This is a genomic window from Arthrobacter sp. 210 2, from assembly GCF_059093025.1.
This window is the reverse complement of sequence record NZ_JBNHIE010000008.1, coordinates 165241-182444: the sequence shown is the minus strand read 5'-3', so window position 1 is coordinate 182444 and position 17204 is coordinate 165241. Positions and strand designations below refer to the sequence as shown.

At 65.4% G+C, this 17204-nt stretch carries 14 protein-coding genes; all 14 read left to right on the top strand.

The window, feature by feature from the left end; translation table 11 throughout:
* The first annotated feature begins 6 nt into the window (after positions 1–6).
* Positions 7–1233 (top strand): DNA polymerase IV, encoded by a 1227-nt coding sequence (dinB, locus tag AC5RWA_RS15840; RefSeq protein WP_079597178.1) that lies wholly within the window; start codon positions 7–9, stop codon positions 1231–1233.
* Positions 1234–1506: 273 nt separating this feature from the next.
* Positions 1507–1881 (top strand): SCO2097 family morphological protein, encoded by a 375-nt coding sequence (locus tag AC5RWA_RS15835; RefSeq protein WP_079597177.1) that lies wholly within the window; start codon positions 1507–1509, stop codon positions 1879–1881.
* A gap of 378 nt (positions 1882–2259) precedes the next feature.
* Positions 2260–2688 (top strand): division/cell wall cluster transcriptional repressor MraZ, encoded by a 429-nt coding sequence (gene mraZ, locus AC5RWA_RS15830; RefSeq protein WP_102977276.1) that lies wholly within the window; start codon positions 2260–2262, stop codon positions 2686–2688.
* 169 nt (positions 2689–2857) lie between these two features.
* Positions 2858–3850 (top strand): 16S rRNA (cytosine(1402)-N(4))-methyltransferase RsmH, encoded by a 993-nt coding sequence (rsmH, locus tag AC5RWA_RS15825; RefSeq protein ID WP_115524660.1) that lies wholly within the window; start codon positions 2858–2860, stop codon positions 3848–3850.
* On the top strand, positions 3847–4566 hold the full coding sequence (ftsL, locus tag AC5RWA_RS15820) for a cell division protein FtsL (RefSeq protein WP_079597174.1): 720 nt from the start codon (positions 3847–3849) through the stop codon (positions 4564–4566). Before rsmH ends, ftsL begins: the two co-directional genes overlap by 4 nt.
* A gap of 47 nt (positions 4567–4613) precedes the next feature.
* Positions 4614–6407, top strand: a complete 1794-nt coding sequence (locus AC5RWA_RS15815; protein WP_079597173.1) for a peptidoglycan D,D-transpeptidase FtsI family protein — start codon at positions 4614–4616, stop codon at positions 6405–6407.
* Positions 6408–6491: 84 nt separating this feature from the next.
* Complete coding sequence (locus AC5RWA_RS15810) at positions 6492–8120, top strand: UDP-N-acetylmuramoyl-L-alanyl-D-glutamate--2,6-diaminopimelate ligase (RefSeq protein ID WP_494058260.1); 1629 nt, start codon at positions 6492–6494, stop codon at positions 8118–8120.
* A 6-nt stretch (positions 8121–8126) separates the two neighbouring features.
* Entirely contained in the window at positions 8127–9593 is a 1467-nt protein-coding gene (locus AC5RWA_RS15805; RefSeq protein WP_494058259.1) for a UDP-N-acetylmuramoyl-tripeptide--D-alanyl-D-alanine ligase, read from the top strand.
* Complete coding sequence (gene mraY / locus AC5RWA_RS15800; protein WP_079597170.1) at positions 9590–10699, top strand: phospho-N-acetylmuramoyl-pentapeptide-transferase; 1110 nt, start codon at positions 9590–9592, stop codon at positions 10697–10699. Before AC5RWA_RS15805 ends, mraY begins: the two co-directional genes overlap by 4 nt.
* A complete protein-coding gene (gene murD, locus AC5RWA_RS15795) occupies positions 10681–12258 on the top strand; it encodes a UDP-N-acetylmuramoyl-L-alanine--D-glutamate ligase (protein WP_494058258.1) in 1578 nt (525 codons plus the stop codon). Before mraY ends, murD begins: the two co-directional genes overlap by 19 nt.
* A gap of 2 nt (positions 12259–12260) precedes the next feature.
* On the top strand, positions 12261–13601 hold the full coding sequence (ftsW, locus tag AC5RWA_RS15790) for a putative lipid II flippase FtsW (RefSeq protein WP_494058257.1): 1341 nt from the start codon (positions 12261–12263) through the stop codon (positions 13599–13601).
* A 6-nt stretch (positions 13602–13607) separates the two neighbouring features.
* Positions 13608–14708 (top strand): undecaprenyldiphospho-muramoylpentapeptide beta-N-acetylglucosaminyltransferase, encoded by a 1101-nt coding sequence (gene murG / locus AC5RWA_RS15785; protein ID WP_494058256.1) that lies wholly within the window; start codon positions 13608–13610, stop codon positions 14706–14708.
* The gene (gene murC / locus AC5RWA_RS15780) at positions 14705–16081 is read left to right on the top strand and encodes a UDP-N-acetylmuramate--L-alanine ligase (protein ID WP_494058255.1); all 1377 of its coding nucleotides are present in this window, start codon (positions 14705–14707) and stop codon (positions 16079–16081) included. Before murG ends, murC begins: the two co-directional genes overlap by 4 nt.
* The gene (locus AC5RWA_RS15775; protein WP_494058254.1) at positions 16074–17069 is read left to right on the top strand and encodes a cell division protein FtsQ/DivIB; all 996 of its coding nucleotides are present in this window, start codon (positions 16074–16076) and stop codon (positions 17067–17069) included. The genes murC and AC5RWA_RS15775 overlap by 8 nt, the downstream gene beginning before the upstream one ends.
* Positions 17070–17204: the final 135 nt, after the last annotated feature.

Here is a 17204-nt window from a genome sequence, read left to right as displayed (position 1 = left end):
GCAGCCGTGGGGCCCGACGGTACGAACCAGCCAGCCGCAGCGCGCCTTCCGGGCCGCCGGCGCAAGTGCATCATGCATGTGGACATGGATGCCTTTTTCGTTTCAGTGGAGCTGCGGACGCGTCCTGAACTCCACGGCAAACCGGTGATTGTCGGGTTCCCGGCAGAGCGTTCCGTAGTGTTGTCCGCGTCCTACGAAGCCAGGGCTTTTGGCGTCAAATCCGCTATGCCCATGGCGGTTGCCACCCGGATGTGCCCCCAGGCCGTCATTATCGAACCGCGCCATTCACTGTATTACGAGGTGTCCGGCCAGCTGATGGCCATTTTCGAATCGATCACCGAACTCGTCGAACCGCTGAGCGTGGACGAAGCGTTCCTGGACGTCAGCGGCGCCATCCGGAGGCTGGGTCCGCCCAGGGGAATCGGTGAACTGATCCGCCGGCGGGTTGCTTCGGAACTGGGCATCACGGCATCTGTGGGCATCGCTGAGACGAAGTTCGTGGCGAAGATCGCGTCCACCCGCTGCAAGCCCGACGGCCTGCTCATGATCGGGCCCGACCAGACCGTGCCTTACCTTCACAGCCTGCCGGTGGGGGCGCTCTGGGGCGTCGGTGCGAAAACGGCAGAGGCCCTGGCGAAGATGGGCATCAGGACGGTGGCGGACGTAGCGGCAACACCGGTCTCAGCCCTCCGGAAAATGCTTGGCGCTACCGGAGAGCACGTTCACCAGCTCTCCTGGGGCATTGACCCGCGTCCGGTGACCCCCGTGCGGCTGGAGAAGAGCATCGGGGCTGAAGAGACCTTCGCCGTGGATACGGCGGACGACGCCCTGTTGCACCGGGAATTGCTTCGTCTCTCGCACCGGACGGCCACACGGCTGCGCAGTTCGGGAATGGTGGCGCGGACCATTGCCCTGAAGCTGCGCTTTGCCGATTTTTCCACCATCACGCGAAGCCGGACTGTCCAGACTCCGGTGGACAGCGCCCAGCTCATCTATGCGGTGGTCCTCCAGTTGCTGGATTCGGTGGGCGCCCGTGCCATGCCGGTGCGCCTGGTAGGGGTCAGGGCAGAGCAACTCGAGGACGCTGCCCGGACCTCACTCCAATTAAGCATCGACAGGCGCGACGACAACTGGCGTGCGGCAGAGCAGGCGCTTGATGAAGTCACGCGCAAATTCGGTAATAAGTCCGTCCTGCCGGCACGGCTCATGGAACCCGGAAGCGGCGCCGGGTAAGCCCTAAAACATAAGGCCTGGAGGCTTCTTCGAACGTGATTGCCGTCTTTCAGAACGGCCCTGAACAAACTATCCTTAGAGGTACATAGTTTCGAGTGACTGGACTTACTGCCGGACCCTCTTGGACATGCTCCCGCTCCGGCGACTGCATGCCAGGTTTCAGCTTTTGCCAATGCTGGCGAGGCGGGAACCTCTTAGGCATAACGGTCGTTAACGGTGCAGAAGTTGTGGCTGGGAATCAGCCCGGACGTTGGCCTATAAAAGGAGGTCGTGATGCCGCTGTCGGAGCACGAACAGAAGCTGCTTGAGCAGCTGGAGAAGCAGCTTCACGAGGACGACCCGAAGTTCGCGAATTCCATGGGGTCCGATCCCGGACGTTCATGGTCCACGCGGCATGTGGTGATCGGTGTCCTCTGCGCCTTGGCGGGTGTCTTCCTGTTATTGGTTGGTGTGACGCTGCAAAACATCTTCGTTGGGGTACTCGGGTTCATCGTGATGGGTGGCGGAGTCTACTTTGCAACGATGCGCAGTTCGGCGGCGTCAAAACCTGGCGCCAAGGGCGGCAACGGCAAGCCCGGCAAGCAGCGAAGCTCATTCATGAGCAGCCTGGAGGAGCGCTGGGACGAGAGGCGCCGGGGCGAGCCGTAACGGCCCGGCGGCATTACCGCCCCTCCACTTTGCACCCCTGATGGGGGAGCGCGACGAAAAGACCCGCTGCGGCGGGTCTTTTCGCATTTAATCTCCACTTTCCTCCCCGCCCTGCCGCAATACCCCTTCCGGGAACATGCCGCATTTTGGTTGCGTAGCGATATTCGGATTTCGGGGAGCCCAATCATGGCAAACTCCTCCACTTCCCACCACAAGCGCAATTCCGCGGCTTTTCAGGCATTTCCACCCACAGTCATCCGCTGGAAAGGAGCCTTTTGCGTTGACTGTGGGGGAAAGTGGAGTAATGTGGAGGACATAAGAGGGTGGTTGCAACATTAGGGGATGTGCAGTTCCTGACGGCGGACAGGCGGTGGACCAGTGTTCCTGGGCACTCACTCGCCACGTCTGGATGAAAAGGGACGGATCATTCTCCCCGCGAAGTTCCGCGAGGAGCTTGCCAGCGGGCTGGTACTCACGAGGGGCCAGGAACGTTGCATCTACGTCTTCAGCGAGAAGGAATTTGCACGGGTCCATGAGCAAATGCGGGAGGCACCAATATCCTCCAAGCAGGCACGTGACTACATCCGCGTATTTCTCTCTGGAGCCTCTGATGAGGTACCTGACAAGCAGGGGCGCGTGACCATTCCACCGGCGCTCCGGGAGTACGCAGGCCTCGGCAGGGAGCTGGCCGTGATCGGTGCAGGATCCCGGGCCGAGATCTGGGATGCCCAGGCTTGGACGGAATACCTTGCTGAGAAGGAAACAGCCTTCTCGGAAACTGATGACCCCATTCCGGGCATTCTCTGAATGCCGGAACGGCCAACAGGAAGCTTCTTGGACGAGATCTCCAGCCGGCCCATCGGCTGGCCAACCTGGCTCACTTCCCCGGAGCCAGGCGGGCGGGACGATAGGCGCGGATGGGGATCTGGTCCCAGAAGCATGCACGGTACACCACGACGGCGAGAAAGGACGAGGCGTGAACGAACAACCAAAGCCCACGTCCGAACGCCATGTGCCGGTTCTTAGGGACCGGTGCATTAATTTGTTGGCCCCCGGATTCGAGGCGGCAAGGCTCCGCGGCGAAACTCCGGTGGCAATCGATGCAACCCTGGGAATGGGCGGACACTCTGAAGCAATGCTCCAGCGATTCCCCGACCTCCATCTCATCGGCATAGACCGGGATGAGGAAGCCCTGGCGCTGGCCGGAGAACGTCTGGCGCCCTTTCGTGCCCGTACCGACCTGGTCCACGCCGTCTACGACGAAATCGAGGACGTCCTCGCCGATCTCGGCGTGCCGGAGGTCCACGGAATCCTCATGGACCTTGGTGTCTCCTCGCTCCAGCTGGATGAACGCGGACGCGGCTTCGCCTACTCCTTCGATGCGCCCCTTGACATGCGCATGGACACCAGCCGCGGCCAGACCGCCGCTGACGTGGTGAACAACTACAGCGAAGAGGAACTGGTCAGGATCATCCGCAAGTGGGGCGAGGAAAAGTTCGCCGGACGCATCGCGAACAGGATCGTCGCCACACGGGCCGTCAAGCCCTTCACCACCACGGGCGAGCTGGTGGAACAGATCCGATCCGTGGTACCGGCCGGAGCAGCCAAGTCCGGCGGCCATCCGGCCAAGAGGACCTTCCAGGCGTTGCGGATCGAGGTCAACGAAGAACTCGACGTGCTGGAACGGGCAGTACCTGCAGCCGTGGACTCCATGGCACTCGGCGGCCGCATCGTGGTGATGTCCTACCACTCGCTGGAGGACAAAATCGTCAAGAGCGTTCTGCAGGCCCGTTCCAAGTCCTCAGCCCCGCTCGGCTTCCCGGTGGAGCTGGAGGAACATAAGGCGGAACTCAAAACGCTGACCAAAGGCACCGAGGTGCCCACCGCCGTCGAAATCGCCGAAAACCCGCGCGCAGCCTCAGCCAGGCTGCGTGCGGCAGAACGAATCAGAGCCAGGAGAGCTGCATGAGCACCGCTGCCGTCAAGACCTTTCCCGTCGCTGCAGGCAGTTCGGCGGCCAGCAGGACTCTCCCTGCCGGTGCACCAGGTGAAGGCCGGAAAAGCCGCACACCGCTCTCGGTGGTACGCAGCGTTCCGCAGAAGCGGCGCGCGCCCTTCGTTGTCCTCTGCTTCGCCATGCTGGCGCTGGCCCTGATCGCTGTGCTCGTCTTGAACATCTCGGTCTCCACCGCGCAGTACCAGCTGGTGGAACTGCGCGCCCGGCAGAGCACCTTGACCAAGCAGAACCAGGACCTTACCCAGCAGGTCCAGAACTTCGAGGCGCCGCAGAACCTGGCCGCGAAGGCCAAGGACCTGGGAATGGTGGCATCGACGGTTAAAGGCCAGATCGACCTGTCCACCCTTTCCGTCACTGGCAAGGCGACGCCGGCGGTTAAGGGCGGCTCCGAGGGCGCGGTCATCCCTGCCCCGGCGGTGGCCGGGCAGCTGATCGTGGTCCCGCCTGCAAGTAAGGGCGAACCGCTCGAAAACCGCAAGCCTGCGCAGGACGCAGCCGCCGCAGCCCCTGCTGCTGGAGCGCCGGCGGCTGGAGCTCCCGCCGCTGACACTCCTGCCGGCGGTACCCCGGCAGCCGCAGCACCCGCCGCTCCTCCGGCAGACGTGCCGGCGGCTGAACTTCACGGCGGCACCGTTCCCGTGCCCCAGCAGAAGGTGCCGGGGCAGTAAGAGGCAGGTCTGGCAGGCAACAGGGTCGAACAGCAAGGAATTCCACGGTGGCGCAAAGGACCGGCAAGGCAGTAAACAGCAGGGTGCCCAACGCCACGAAGCGGTTGCGCCTGGGGCTGGGAATTATGCTCACGCTCCTGCTGGTGGTGGGCGGCAAGCTGTTCCTTGTCCAGGGCCTGGACGTCGGAGGAATGGCGGCAGCTGCGCTGGACAAGCGTATGACCCAGACAGTCCTGCCCGCCGAACGCGGCAGCATCCTGGACTCCAGCGGCACAGTCCTGGCCAACAGTGTGATCCGCTACAACGTGGTGGTGGACCAGAGGCTCAACACCAAGACGGAAACGTTCAAGCGCCTTGACGAGGCCAAAGAGAAACTGGTGGACGTTTCCCGCGACCAGGGGCTCACGGAGCTGGCAGCGGTTCTTGGCATGGAGAAGGACGCCATCGTTGACGCCGTCACGGGTGACTCGCGCTATTACATCGTGGCCAAGGATGTGAAGCCCGATGTTGAGGACAGGATTTCGAAGCTTCAGATTCCGGGCATCGTCACGGAGGGCGTCAGCAAACGTGTCTACCCGAACGGGTCCGTAGCCGGGGGCATCATCGGCTTCCTGAAGGATGGCACCACCGGCCAGGCAGGCATCGAACAAACACAGGACGAACTCCTGAAGGGCAAGGACGGCGAACGGCTGTTCGAGATCGGCGCCGACGGCCTGAGGATCCCCGTGGGTGTGGACGAGCTGACCCCGCCGGAAGACGGCAAGGACGTCAAACTCACCATCAACTCCGACCTCCAGTACTTTGCGCAGCAGGCCATCCAAAGCCAGTCGGACAAACTGGGTGCCGAGTGGGGCGTGATCATTGTCATGGATGCCAAGACCGGCGACCTCGTTGCCATGGCAGACACCAACTCACCGGACCCCAACGACCCCGGCCGGGTGGCAGCCAAGGACCGCGGCGTCCGTGCCGTTACCGCCGCCTACGAGCCCGGCTCCGTTCAGAAGATGATGACGGTGGCCGCCCTGATCGAAGAGGGCAAAGCAGGTCCCCTCGATACCTTCACGCTCGGGCCTTCCTACACGGTGGACGGCCAGACCTTCAGCGACTCGTTCGCCCACGGGACGGAGGAGCGGACCCTCGCAGGCATCCTGGGATATTCGATGAACACGGGCACGGTGATGGCCGGGCAGCGGCTGAGCAAGGAACAGCGCTACGACTGGCTGAAGAAATTCGGCATCGGCGAGGCCCCTGACATCGGATTGCCGGCCACCGCGTCCGGCATCCTGACGCCCTGGGAGCAGTGGGACGGGCGGCAGGAATACACGGTCCTGTTCGGCCAGGGCGTCTCACAGTCCACCCTCCAGACCGTGCGGGCGTTCCAGTCCATCGCCAACAACGGCGTGATGCTCCAGCCGCGCCTGATCGATTCCTATATTTCCGCTGACGGGACCGAGGAGAAGGTTCCGGCCGCACCATCCCGGCAGGTTGTTTCGGACAGCACAGCCCAACAGGTCCAGGACGTCCTGGAAAGCGCCGTCACCGAAGGCCAGATCAAGGACGCGGCCATTGACGGGTACCGGGTGGGCGCCAAGACGGGCACCTCGGAGTCACCGTGCGACGACGGCGCAGGCTTCTGCGGGTACACCGCCTCCATCGTGGGCATGGCACCGATGGATGATCCGCGGTTTATTGTGGAGGTGGTACTCCAGCGGCCCAAGGGCAGCATCTACGGGATTACCCAGGGGCCGGTCTTCCGGTCGGTCATGAGCCAGGCACTGCGGACCTACAACGTCCAGCCGTCCACCGGCGAACCGGCCAGGCTGCCCCAGTTCGCCAAGTAACACCCCGGCACCAACGGCGTAACAGCTTCTGCTGTTACCGCTTATCCATGCCGGGCACGATTCACTAGCACCATCGGAGATCCCTTGTCAGAATTCAACGCGTCCGAGAGCAGTACCGCGCCCGCGGCTCCTGCCAGCAAGGTCCGGTTCAGGCCCTCTGCCGTAAAGGCGGTCCGCCTGGACAGCATTGGCGACGCAATCGGCGTCGCTGTTCCCGGGGCTGCTGCGGACGCGTTGGTCACCGGGGTGTCCTTGAATTCCCGCACGGTGGAGCCCGGGGATCTGTATGTCGCCCTTCCCGGCGCCGTCCGGCACGGCGCCGATTTTGCTGCGCAGGCGATCGGGGCCGGGGCAGTTGCGGTTTTGACGGACGATGCCGGCGCCCGCCTGCTGGCATTGTCGGCCGACACCTCCGTGCCGGTGCTCGTTGTGGAATCTCCGCGGAACGTGGTGGGTCCGCTGTCAGCCATGGTCTACGGCAGCGGTGCCGGTGCACTGCAAATGTTTGGGGTCACCGGCACCAACGGTAAAACCACCACCACCTACTTCATCAACTCCCTGCTGAGGGCCTTGGGCAAGCCGGCCGGACTGATTGGCACGATAGAAATCCTCGCCGGCGGCGAGCCCATACCGAGCGTGCTCACCACCCCGGAGTCTCCTGACGTCCACGGACTGCTCGCGCTGATGAAGGAGAGGGGACTGGCTGCGGCGGCCATGGAGGTGTCCTCCCACGCCATCTCGTTCCAGCGCGTGGACGGGGTGATGTTCGACGTCGCCGGCTTCACCAACCTCACCCAGGACCACCTTGACCTGCACCACACCATGGACGAATATTTCGCCACGAAGGCCGAGCTTTTCACGCCAGGCCGGGCGCGCAAGGCAGTGGTAACGGTCGACGACGAGTGGGGCCGCAAGCTTGCCGGCAGCGGCAGCGTGCCGGTCACCACCCTCGGCACGGCTGCGGGAACGGGCGCGGACTGGACAGTGACGGCAACGGCGCCGCGCGGGCTGGGTACGGCGTTTACGCTCACGGGGCCTGGCGGCACTGAACTCAACGTCCATACCGGCCTCCCCGGCAGTTTCAACGTCGCCAATGCCGCCCTGGCAGTCATCATGGTGCTCGTTTCCGGCGTGGATGCTGCAACCCTGCAGGAGGCACTCGATGCCGCCGACCCCTTCACCGTTGCCGTGCCGGGACGCATGCAACTGGTATCAGAGCAGCCCGCGGCGGTGGTGGACTTCGCCCACAACACCGACGCCCTCGCCCGGGCGCTGGAGGCTGTCCGTTCCCCCGAGGCCGGCTCCCGGCTGATCGTGGTTTTTGGTGCCACGGGCCAGCGCGACCAGGGCAAACGGCCGGCCATGGGTGCCATCGCAGCCCGCCTTGCCGACACCGTCATCATCACCGACGACGATCCCCACGATGAGGATGCGGCCGCCATCCGTGCCGACGTCCTGGCCGGTGCGCAGGAAGCCCGGGACAAGGATGCCCTTCCCTGCGACGTGCTGGAGGTGTTCCCCCGGGATGAAGCGATCCGCCGCGCCGTGGAACTGGCGCAGCCCAAGGACACCATCCTCGTGGCAGGCCGGGGGCACGAGGTCTGGCAGGAAGTGAAGGGGGTCAACCTTGCCCTCGATGACAGGGTGGAACTGCGCAGCGCCTTGACAGCCAGGGGATTCAACGTTCTCCCAGCCGACCGGATAGAGTCCTAGACCGAGATGATTGCACTTACTGCGGCGGAAATCGCCGAAATCACCAGCGGGCGCCTGGACGCCGATCCCGGAATCACGCCCCTTTCGGTGGTAACGGATTCACGCGAAGCCACACCGGGCTCGCTCTACGTCGCAAAACCGGGCGAGCACGCGGACGGCCACGACTTCATTGCTGCTGCCTTCGCAGCCGGGGCTGTCCTGGCCCTGGTGGAGCGGCCGGTGGCAGCACCTGACGGAACGCCGTACCCGTCCGTCCTGGTACCTGATGCCGTCCTGGCCATGGGTGCGCTGGCTGCCGAGGCAGTGCGCCGGATCCGCGACGCCCGGGCAGAAACCGGCGGGGAACTCACCGTGGTAGGCATCACCGGTTCAGCCGGCAAGACCACCACCAAGGACCTGCTGGCAGGAATATTTTCCACCCAGGGCAAGACCGTGGCCCCGCAGGGTTCGTACAACGGCGAAGTCGGGGTGCCCCTCACGGTCTTCCTGGCGGACGCGGAGACGCGTTACCTGGTGATCGAGATGGGTGCCACCGGTGTGGGACACATCAAGTACCTGGCCGACATGGTCAAACCGGACATCGGGGTGGTCCTCGCCGTCGGCACAGCCCATGCAGGCGAATTCGGGGGAGTGGAAAACATCGCCCGGGCCAAGGGCGAACTTGTGGAAGGCCTGGCCGCCACAGGAACAGCCATCATTAACCACGACGACGACAGGGTGGCTGCCATGCGCGGCCGCACCACAGCAGCGGTCCTCGGATTCTCCGCGGAGGGACGCGGCGACGCGGCGGTGCAGGCGCTCAACGCCGACACCAACGGCGAAGGAAACCCTGAATTCGACCTCCTGCTGCCTGGCGGGGATGGGCCCCACCACGTCCGCAGCCGCCTCATCGGCGCCCACCACACCGGCAACCTGCTCGCGGCAGCAGCAGCTGCCTTCGCTGCCGGGGTTCCCGGCGCCGACATCGCCGCCGCCCTGGGCCGCCAGGCAGCTGCCAGCCGCTGGCGGATGGAGCGGACCGAGCGCGCCGACGGCGTCACCATCATCAACGACGCGTACAACGCCAACCCGGAATCCATGAGGGCCGCACTTCGGACCCTGGCGGACCTGGGCCGCGGCCGGCGCACCTGGGCTGTCCTGGGCGCCATGCTGGAACTCGGCGAAGATTCCATCCGCGAACACACGGCGGTGGGCACGCAGGTGGTCCGCCTCAACATTTCCCGGCTGGTGGTGGTAGGCCGGGAGGCCCGAGCCCTCTACGTCTCGGCCGTCCAGGAAGGGTCCTGGGGAGACGAATGCATCTTCACGGAAACCGCCGATGAGGCTTACGAACTTCTCAATGCCGAACTCCAGCCCGGAGACCTGGTGCTGTTCAAGTCCTCCAACAGCGTGGGACTTCGGCATTTGGGTGATCGGATAGCATTACCCCCACAAACCCCGCAACCCGCCGATGAAAGGAGCACTCTGCTGTGATTGCACTTTTGATCGGCGCCGGGCTGGCACTCCTGTGCGCCCTGGTGGGCACCCCGCTTTTCATCCGGCTCCTGGTCCGCCGCGGCTACGGCCAGTTCATCCGGGACGATGGTCCCACCTCCCACCACACCAAACGCGGCACGCCCACCATGGGCGGGACCGTGGTGGTGGGGGCCGTGCTCCTGAGCTACGGCCTGACGCACCTCATCATGCTGATGATGAACCCGGATTCGCCCGGGCCTTCCGCGTCCGCGCTCATCCTGCTGTTCCTGATGGTGGGCATGGGGCTTGTTGGCTTCCTGGACGACTTCATCAAGATTTCACGGCAGCGCAGCCTGGGGCTCGACGCCAAGGCGAAGCTCATCCTGCAGGCGGCCGTGGGCATCATCTTTGCCGTGCTGGCCCTGAACTTCCCCAACGAGGACGGCGTCACGCCTGCCTCCTACAAAATATCCCTGGTCCGCGACCTGCCGTGGCTGGACCTGGCCTTCGGCGGAACCGTCCTTGGCGCCATCCTGTTCGTCATCTGGTCCAACCTCATCGTGACTGCAGCCACCAACGGCGTGAACCTGACGGACGGCCTCGACGGCCTCGCCGCCGGCGCCTCGGTGATGGTTTTCGGCGCATACACCCTCATGGGAATCTGGCAGAGCAACCAGGCCTGCGGGTCGCCACGGGAAGCCGGCAGCGGGTGCTACTCCGTCCGGGATCCCCTGGACCTTGCCCTGCTGGCCGCCATCATGAGCGCCGCACTGGTGGGTTTCCTCTGGTGGAACACTTCACCGGCCAAGATCTTCATGGGAGACACCGGATCCCTCGCCATCGGTGGTGCCATCGCCGGTTTCGCCATCCTGTCCAGGACCGAACTGCTGCTTGGAATCATCGGCGGCCTCTTTGTCCTGATCACCCTGTCCGTCATCATCCAGGTGGGCTACTTCAAGGTCACCGGCGGCAAACGCGTCTTCAAGATGGCGCCGCTGCAGCACCACTTTGAACTGAAGGGCTGGGCTGAAGTCACCGTGGTGGTCCGGTTCTGGATCCTGGGCGGACTTTTCGTGGCCGTGGGCCTGGGCATTTTCTACGCTGAATGGGTTGTGCTGCTGTGACCGTTTCCCCCCGCCTCAAGAACCTTGTCTCCTGGGACTCCGACTGGGCAGGGCTGCGCGTGGCAGTCACCGGCATCGGCGTGTCCGGCTTCGCCGCGGCAGACACTCTGATCGAACTGGGTGCGCGCGTGGTGGTCGTCGACGCCGCCACCAGCGACACCGCGAGGGCGCACGCGGACACGCTGAAGATCGTGGGCGCCGCAGACGTCCTGCTGGGGGAGGACGCCGTGGCCCGGATACCCCGGATCGACGGCGAACTGCCGGAACTGATCGTCACGTCCCCCGGCTGGCGCCCCGACCAGGCACTCCTCGCCGCCGCCGCCCGTGCCCACATCCCGGTGTGGGGCGATGTTGAACTGGCCTGGCGGGTGCGGACCAGGGAAGGCCGGAAAACCGCCGATTGGCTGGCCATTACCGGCACGAACGGAAAAACCACTACCGTGGGCCTCACCGAATCCATGCTCCGCGCTGCCGGCCTGAAAGCCATCGCGGTTGGAAACGTGGGCACGCCGATTCTGGATGCGATCCGGGATCCCGTGGAGTACGACGTCTTCGCGGTGGAGCTCTCCAGCTTCCAGCTGCACTGGGCGGAATCCCTGTCACCGGTGGCGAGTGTCTGCCTGAACGTCGCGGAGGACCACGTTGACTGGCACGGCTCCTATGAGTCGTACCTCGCGGACAAGGCCAAGGTCTACGAACGCACCCAAAAGGCCTGCATCTACAATGCGGAGCAGTTTGAAACCGAGCGCATGGTGGAAAACGCCGACGTCGTGGAAGGATGCCGTGCGGTCGGGTTCACCACGGTGACTCCCGCCATCAGCATGCTCGGTGTGGTGGAGGGGCTCCTCGTTGACCGCGCGTTCATCGAAGAGCGCAGGGACAGCGCGGCCGAACTCGCCGCCATGAACGACCTCGGCGCCTTTGCTCCACGCCATATGGTGGCGAACGCCCTCGCTGCTGCCGGACTGGTCCGGGCCTACGGCGTGGAGGCCTCCGCGGTCCGGCAGGGCATCCGGGACTACATTCCCGGCGACCACCGCATCCAGCCCGTGGCGCGCCACAACAGCGTGCTCTGGGTCAACGACTCAAAGGCAACCAACCCGCATGCAGCGGCCGCCTCCCTGGCCGCCTTCACCAATGTGGTCTGGATTGCCGGGGGCCTGTCCAAGGGCGTCACCTACGACGACCTGGTGCGGGAGCATGCCCACCGGCTCAAGGCCGTCGTGCTGATCGGCACTGACCCGGGGGTGCTGGCCGGTGCCCTCCAGCGACACGCGCCGGATGTCCCGGTCATCACGGCGCTGCCGGGTGACACTGAAGGGGTGCAGACTGCTGCAGGTCCTGGCGCCGTCGATGCCGGTTCTTCCATATCAGGAGAACGGGTGATGTCCCTGGCCGTAGCGTCAGCAGCCCAGGTGGCCGAACCCGGCGACACTGTGCTGATGGCTCCGGCAGCTGCGTCCATGGATCAGTTCTCTTCCTATGCTCACCGTGGCGACACTTTCATCGAAGCTGTCCGCGAGCTGGTGGAAGGGCAGGCCCAGACCGGCGAGGAGTAACAATGGTCAGTACGCCCACCCGGCCCCAGCCAGAAAAACAGCAGGCCCGCAAACAGGGCCCCGGGTCCACGGCCACGTCCGTCCGGCCCCCGGCGACGCTTCCCGCAAGGCTGCGGACCATGTACCGCCGGTTCTGGTCCGCCCTCGAGGGCAACGGAACCTCCAGGAACGGCTCCACGTACTACCTGATCCTCGGATCCACCCTTGCACTGACAGCCATTGGGATCATGATGGTGCTCTCCGCATCCAGCGTGGAATCCATCGCGGCCGGCAAATCGCCTTACGGGGACGCACTGAAGCAGGGGATGTTTGCCGGCATCGGCATCTTCACCATGTTCGCGCTGTCGCGCATCAACGTGGTGTGGCTCAAGCGGCTCGCGTGGCTCGCCATCATTGCGGCCGTGGTCCTCCTGGGCCTGGTGCAGCTTGTGGGCGCGGAGGTCAACGGCAACAAGAACTGGATCGACATCGGCGGCATTACCTTCCAGCCGTCGGAGGCGTCAAAGCTGGCCCTCGCGCTCTGGATGGCCACGGTGCTGGCTAGGAAGGGCAAGCTTCTCAGCCGCTGGCAGCACGTGGCGGTCCCTGCCGTGCCCATGGCGATCATCATCGTTGTGCTGGTCCTGGTTGGAAATGACCTGGGAACGGCCATGATCATCATGATGATTACCGCTGCCGCGCTCTTCTTTGCCGGGGCACCCCTCTACCTGTTCGGCATTGCCGGGCTTGTGGCAGCGGCCGGAACGGCCGTCATGGCGGTCACCAGTTCCAACCGGATGTGCCGCATCACCTCATGGTGGACCGGGGAATCCTGCGCCGACGGCATCGACGCCAACTACCAGGCAACCAACGGCCTCTACGGACTGGCGTCGGGCGGCTGGTTTGGTGTCGGGCTGGGCCAGAGCCGGCAGAAGTACAGCTGGATCCCGGAAGCGCACAACGACTTCATCTTCGCCATCATCGGCGAGGAGCTCGGCCTGGTGGGGACCGTCGTCGTCCTCATCCTCTTTGCCATCCTCGGCGCTGCGATCTACCGCGTGGTGGTGGCGCAGGAGGACATGTTCCACCGGGTCCTGGCCGGAACCATCATGGTGTGGCTGCTCGGGCAGGCCACGGTCAACATGTCCGTGGTGACCGGCCTGATGCCCGTCATCGGCGTGCCGCTTCCCTTCATTTCCTACGGCGGCTCCGCGCTGCTGATGTCGCTCTGCGCCATCGGCGTTGTGCTGTCGCTCGCCCGGGAACAGATGGCCCCGGCCATCCGGCCGAAGAAGATGCTGAAGTTCAAGGCCAAGGGCCGCGGAACGGCCCCGAAGAAAAAGACTGCAAGAAAGCGTGCCTGACCCGACATGACCCCGAACAACCCCTCCATCGTCCTGGCGGGTGGCGGAACAGCCGGCCACATCAGCCCGCTCCTCGCCATCGCCGCAGCGCTGCGCACAGCATCCCCGGACGCGGCACTCCTCGCCGTCGGAACACCCAACGGAATGGAAACCCGGCTGGTCCCGGCAGCCGGCTTAGAACTGGCCACGATCGACCGCGTGCCGTTCCCCCGGAAGCCATCCGCTGACCTGGTCCGGCTGCCCGCACGGCTGGCGGGAGCCATCCGGCAGGCCGGCGCCATCCTGGATGAGGCAGGAGCTGACGTGCTGGTAGGCGTCGGCGGCTATGTCTGTACGCCGATGTACCTGGCCGCCCGCAAACGGCGCATCCCCATCGTGATCCACGAGGCCAACGCCCGGCCCGGATTGGCGAACAGGGTGGGGGCCGGGCTGACTAAGCGCGTGGCAGTTGCCTTCGAAGGCACCCCGCTCCGGAATGCGGTGCACGTGGGCATGCCCATGCGGACCGCAATTTCCGGACTTGACCGGGCAACAGCCCGGACTTCCGCCCGCCAGGCGCTGGGACTGGACCCCGAAAAGCCCACACTGATCGTCACGGGTGGCTCCCTGGGCGCGCAGAGCATCAACCGGACGGTGGCCGCTGCCGTGGGGCAACTGGCCGCCGCCGGTATCCAGACGCTGCACATCACCGGGCGCGGCAAAACCGTTCTGGACGACGCCGGCCAGCCCCTCGATGCCGAAGGTTACCGGCAGGTTGAATTCGTTGACGGCATGGAGCTGGCCTACGCGGCTGCCGATGTGCTGCTGGCCCGTGCCGGTGCCGCCACGGTCTGTGAGGTTGCCGCCGTCGGAGTCCCCGCCGTCCTGGTGCCGCTGCCCATCGGCAACGGGGAACAGGCCCTGAACGCTGCAGGCCTCGTCGCAGGAGGCGGCGCACTGCTGGTGGCCGACAGGGATTTCACCCCGGAATGGGTGGCAACGGAACTCATTCCGCTGGTCACCGACAAAGCCCGGCTGGCCACCATGGAAGCCAATTCCTACCGGCTTGGCATTCGAAACGCTGACCAGCGCATGGCTGGTCTTGTCCTGGAAGCGGTATCCGCATGACCCCCCGTAACCCCACCGCCCTGGAATCCCTGGGCAAGGTCCACTTCATCGGCATCGGGGGTGTCGGGATGTCCGCCGTGGCAAGGATCATGGTCGCCCGGGGGGTCCCTGTGAGCGGTTCCGACGCCAAGGACCTGCCGGTGATGGCGGACCTGGCGGCGGCAGGCGCCCGCATCGCCGTCGGCTACGACGCCGCCAACCTGGGTGATGCCCGGACAGTGGTGGCCGGCTCGGCCATCCGGTCGGACAACCCGGAGCTGGCCGCCGCGAAGCAGGCAGGGCTGCCGGTCCTGCACCGGTCCGAGGCGCTGGCAGCCACCATGGGGGAGGACCTGGTGGTGACCGTGGCGGGAACCCATGGAAAATCCACCACCACCTCGATGGTGACCGTCCTGCTGCAGGGGGCGGGCCTGGACCCCTCATTTGCCATTGGAGCCAATGTTCCATCACTTGGCGTCAATGCCGCGCACGGGAGTTCCGGCGTCTTTGTGGCAGAAGCGGATGAATCGGACGGATCATTCCTCAACTACCGGCCGCAGATAGCCGTGGTCACCAATGTGGAGCCGGACCACCTGGACCACTACGGCACGGCCGAGGCGGTGTATGAGTCCTTCGACCGGTTCACGGCGCTGCTTCCCGCTGACGGGGTGCTGATTGCCTGCGCTGACGACGCCGGGGCCCTGGCACTGGCGGAGCGGACGCGGGCGCGCGGCAACACCCGCGTGGTCCTCTACGGAACCAGTGAGGAGGCAGGGCTGGTTTTGCACGACGACGGCCCGGGCCAGGTGGCGGTGTCCGGACCGGCCGGCCGCTTTGGGCTTTCCCTGCAGGTCCCGGGCCGGCACAACGCCCTGAACGCCGCAGCCGCATTTGCCGTGGCCCTTGAACTGGGCGTCGAACCGGCGGAGGCCGCCGCTGCCCTGGCCCATTTTTCGGGCGCTTCCCGGCGCTTCGAACTGAAGGGCCAGGCCAGGGGAGTGCGGGTTTTCGACGACTATGCCCACCACCCCACCGAGGTGCGGGCAGCCCTTACTGCCGCCCGCTCGGTGGCAGGAGGCCACAAGGTGCACGTGCTCTTCCAGCCACACCTGTTTTCCCGGACACGCGAATTCGCCCGGGATTTCGCGGAGGCGCTGAGCCTCGCCGACACGGCCCTGGTGCTGGACATCTATCCGGCCCGCGAGGACCCGATTCCGGGGGTTACCAGCCAGCTCATTGCCGACCACCTGGGTGAAGGCGGACGGATGATACCGGCGGCAGAGGCCGTGGCAGCCCTGGCGGCCGCCGCGTCCGACGGCGACATCGTGCTGACCGCCGGGGCGGGGGATGTCACGGCCTACGGGCCGCTGATCGTTGAGGCCCTGCGTGGCTAGCACCCGCCGTCCCACCTACCGGCCGGCCGGCCGCAGCGGGAGTTCGGCAACCGGTGCGGGCAACGGAACGGCGCCGCCGTCCGGCCGCACCTCCACGGGCAGCGACGACGTTATTTCCGCTTCACGCAGCGTTCCCGATGCAGCGCAGGCACCACAGGCCAGGCCGCCGAAGACTGCAAGGTCCACAAAGACTGCAGCCCCACGGAAACCCCGGTTCGCCGGGCGCAGCAAGGACAAACAGGCGGAGCCGTCAGCCGAGTCCGCCGCGAACGTTCTGACTTTCCCGGAGCCCAAGGGCAAGCGCCGCAAGAGGAACCTGCTGATGGTTCTCGCCGCCGTGGCCGCCGTCGTGGCCGGCCTGTTGGCCGGGGCGGTCTATTCACCCGTGCTCGCCGTGGACACCATTTCCGTTTCCGGCACGCGGCTCCTGACTCCTGCCCAGGTGCAGGCCGCGCTGGAACCCCTGCGCGGCAAGCCGCTGCCCCAAATCACGGACGAGGAAGTGGGCCGGCTCCTCCAGCCGCTGGTCCAGGTCAAGGCGGTCTCCGCTGAGGCCCGGCCGCCGTCGGGCCTCGCCGTTGCCGTGCGGGAGCGCGTCCCGGTGGCACTGGTCAAGCAGGGGGAGCAGTACCAGCTGGTGGATGTGGACGGGGTGCAGCTGGCCGCTACGGACGATCCGGCGTCAGTGTCGCTGCCCGTGATCGACGGCGGTGCCGGAGCCATCGGCCAGGACCTGTTCCGCGCCACGGCCGCGGTCCTGGGCGCCCTGCCCGCCGACGTGCTGGCCAAGCTGTCCAACGCGTCCGCGCAGTCCGTGGATGCCGTGGAGCTGAAGCTCGTGGACGGCCAGACCATCATTTGGGGCAATGCCTCGGAGAGGGAACTTAAGGCTAAAGTTCTGGAGGCACTCCTGAAGGTTCCGGCAGATCCGAAGAATCCCGTCAGGGTGTACGACGTGAGCGTGCCCCGGCATCCTGTGACGCGCTGAACCCCAATCTTTACCGGTATTAATCCGACACGCGGACCCGGTTATTGAATGTGGGAAGCAGAGGAAATACCGTCACAGACAAGAGTTACTTGACATAACTATAACCTTCAACCCGAAGGTTAAGGTTGCAGGCTT

Bases quoted from the DNA above. Each gene is read 5' to 3' on its own strand.
- ftsL (WP_079597174.1), top strand. From the start codon at position 3,847: ATGAGCACCGCTGCCGTCAAGACCTTTCCCGTCGCTGCAGGCAGTTCG.
- murD (WP_494058258.1), top strand. From the start codon at position 10,681: ATGGGTTGTGCTGCTGTGACCGTTTCCCCCCGCCTCAAGAACCTTGTC.
- AC5RWA_RS15805 (WP_494058259.1), top strand. From the start codon at position 8,127: ATGATTGCACTTACTGCGGCGGAAATCGCCGAAATCACCAGCGGGCGC.
- AC5RWA_RS15835 (WP_079597177.1), top strand. From the start codon at position 1,507: ATGCCGCTGTCGGAGCACGAACAGAAGCTGCTTGAGCAGCTGGAGAAG.
- murC (WP_494058255.1), top strand. From the start codon at position 14,705: ATGACCCCCCGTAACCCCACCGCCCTGGAATCCCTGGGCAAGGTCCAC.
- ftsW (WP_494058257.1), top strand. From the start codon at position 12,261: ATGGTCAGTACGCCCACCCGGCCCCAGCCAGAAAAACAGCAGGCCCGC.
- murG (WP_494058256.1), top strand. From the start codon at position 13,608: ATGACCCCGAACAACCCCTCCATCGTCCTGGCGGGTGGCGGAACAGCC.